Origin of the sequence: Acetobacter farinalis, assembly GCF_011516935.1 — a bacterium.
GTDB classification, from domain to species: Bacteria; Pseudomonadota; Alphaproteobacteria; order Acetobacterales; family Acetobacteraceae; genus Acetobacter; species Acetobacter farinalis.
Genome location: NZ_WOTF01000042.1, coordinates 1 through 2,500, shown reverse-complemented (window position 1 = coordinate 2,500; position 2,500 = coordinate 1). Strand labels below are relative to the sequence as shown.

General features: G+C 55.2%; 1 tRNA gene and 2 rRNA genes (1 of these 3 cut by a window edge). All 3 read left to right on the top strand.

From position 1 onward, the window contains the following. Positions 1-2,159, top strand: a 23S ribosomal RNA gene (locus GOB82_RS12860); it begins 583 nt to the left of the window's first position. Between the two features lie 119 nt (positions 2,160-2,278). Then, positions 2,279-2,394, top strand: a 5S ribosomal RNA gene (rrf, locus tag GOB82_RS12855). A 27-nt stretch (positions 2,395-2,421) separates the two neighbouring features. Then, positions 2,422-2,498 (top strand) — tRNA-Met (locus tag GOB82_RS12850). The last annotated feature ends 2 nt before the right edge of the window (positions 2,499-2,500 follow it).

Genomic DNA, 2,500 nt, shown 5'->3' with positions numbered 1-2,500 from the left:
AAGCTTAAGCCGTTAGGTGTAGGCGTAGCGAAAGCGAGTCTGAATAGGGCGCATAGTTGCTGGCAGAAGACCCGAAACCGAGTGATCTAGCCATGGCCAGGCTGAAGGTGCGGTAACACGCACTGGAGGGCCGAACCCACGCCTGTTGAAAAAGTCGGGGATGAGCTGTGGCTAGGGGTGAAAGGCCAATCAAACTCGGAAATAGCTGGTTCTCCGCGAAATCTATTGAGGTAGACCGTCAGGAATTTACCCCGGGGGGTAGAGCACTGGATGGGCTAGGGGGGCCCAAAGCCTTACCAAACCTAACCAAACTCCGAATACCCGGAAGTATTAGCCTGGCAGACAGACAGTGGGTGCTAAGGTCCATTGTCGAGAGGGAAACAGCCCAGACCACCAGCTAAGGCCCCTAAATCGTGGCTAAGTGGGAAAGGATGTGGGGATTCCAAAACAACCAGGAGGTTGGCTTAGAAGCAGCCATCCTTTAAAGAAAGCGTAATAGCTCACTGGTCTAATAGAAACCCTGCGCCGAAAATGTAACGGGGCTCAAGCCACGTGCCGAAGCTGTGGGTGCATACTATGTATGCGCGGTAGCGGAGCGTTCCGTAGGTCTGTGAAGGAGGCGGGGTGACCCCCTCTGGAGATATCGGAAGTGCGAATGCTGACATGAGTAGCGACAAACAGTGCGAGAAACACTGTCGCCGAAAGTCCAAGGGTTCCTGCGCAAGGTTAATCCACGCAGGGTTAGTCGGCCCCTAAGGCGAGGGCGAAAGCCGTAGTCGATGGGAATCAGGTGAATAGTCCTGAACCTGCCAGAAGTGACGAATGCAAGATGTTGTCAGTCCTTAACGGATTGGACTGGCTTTTTGCGCATTCCAGGAAATAGCTCTGGCATATAGACCGTACCCGAAACCGACACAGGTGGACTGGTAGAGAATACCAAGGCGCTTGAGAGAACGATGCTGAAGGAACTAGGCAAATTGCTCGTGTAACTTCGGGATAAACGAGACCTGTCAGTGGGTAACCATTGGCAGGTGGCACAGACCAGGGGGTAGCGACTGTTTAGTAAAAACACAGGGCTCTGCGAAGTCGAAAGACGACGTATAGGGCCTGACGCCTGCCCGGTGCCGGAAGGTTAAGAGGAGGTGTGAGAGCACTGAATTGAAGCCCCGGTAAACGGCGGCCGTAACTATAACGGTCCTAAGGTAGCGAAATTCCTTGTCGGGTAAGTTCCGACCTGCACGAATGGCGTAACGACTTCCCCGCTGTCTCCAGCATCGGCTCAGCGAAATTGAATTCCCCGTGAAGATGCGGGGTATCCGCGGTCAGACGGAAAGACCCTATGAACCTTTACTGCAGCTTTACAGTGGCATCAGAGACATTCTGTGTAGGATAGGTGGGAGGCTTTGAAGCGGGGGCGCCAGTTCCCGTGGAGCCATCCTTGAAATACCACCCTGAATTTTTCTGATGTCTAACCGCGGTCAGTTAGCCTGATCCGGGACCCTGTATGGTGGGCAGTTTGACTGGGGCGGTCGCCTCCCAAAGTGTAACGGAGGCGCGCGATGGTGGGCTCAGGCCGGTCGGAAACCGGCTGTTGAGTGCAATGGCATAAGCCCGCCTGACTGCGAGAGTGACAGCTCGAGCAGAGACGAAAGTCGGCCATAGTGATCCGGTGGTCCCGCGTGGAAGGGCCATCGCTCAACGGATAAAAGGTACTCTAGGGATAACAGGCTGATCTCCCCCAAGAGTCCACATCGACGGGGAGGTTTGGCACCTCGATGTCGGCTCATCACATCCTGGGGCTGGAGCAGGTCCCAAGGGTTCGGCTGTTCGCCGATTAAAGTGGTACGTGAGCTGGGTTTAGAACGTCGTGAGACAGTTCGGTCCCTATCTGCCGTGGATGTTGGAGATTTGAGAGGATTTGTCCCTAGTACGAGAGGACCGGGATGAACATACCTCTGGTGCACCGGTTGTCGCGCCAGCGGCACAGCCGGGTAGCTAAGTGTGGACGGGATAACCGCTGAAAGCATCTAAGCGGGAAACCCACCTCAAAACTAGATCTCCCCAAGAGCCGTGATAGACCATCACGTTAATAGGCCAGGTGTGGAAGCGCAGTAATGCGTGCAGCTAACTGGTCCTAATCGCTCGATAGGCTCACTCTCATACTGTCCCCTTAAAAGGACAGCCCGTGCACAGAAATCATCCATGCACGCGTCACAAACACTTCTCTCTTCTTCTTACCAACCGCATCCACACCACCCCTTCAGGGTGGACTGGATGACCTGGTGGCCATGGCGGGGAGTGATCCACCCGATCCCATCCCGAACTCGGCCGTGAAACCCCCCAGCGCCTATGATACTGCGACTTAAGTCGTGGGAAAGTCGGTCGCCGCCAGGTCTTCCAGTCTACCCAAATCCTCACAACCGCGGGGTGGAGCAGCCCGGTAGCTCGTCAGGCTCATAACCTGAAGGTCACAGGTTCAAATCCTGTCCCCGCAACCAAT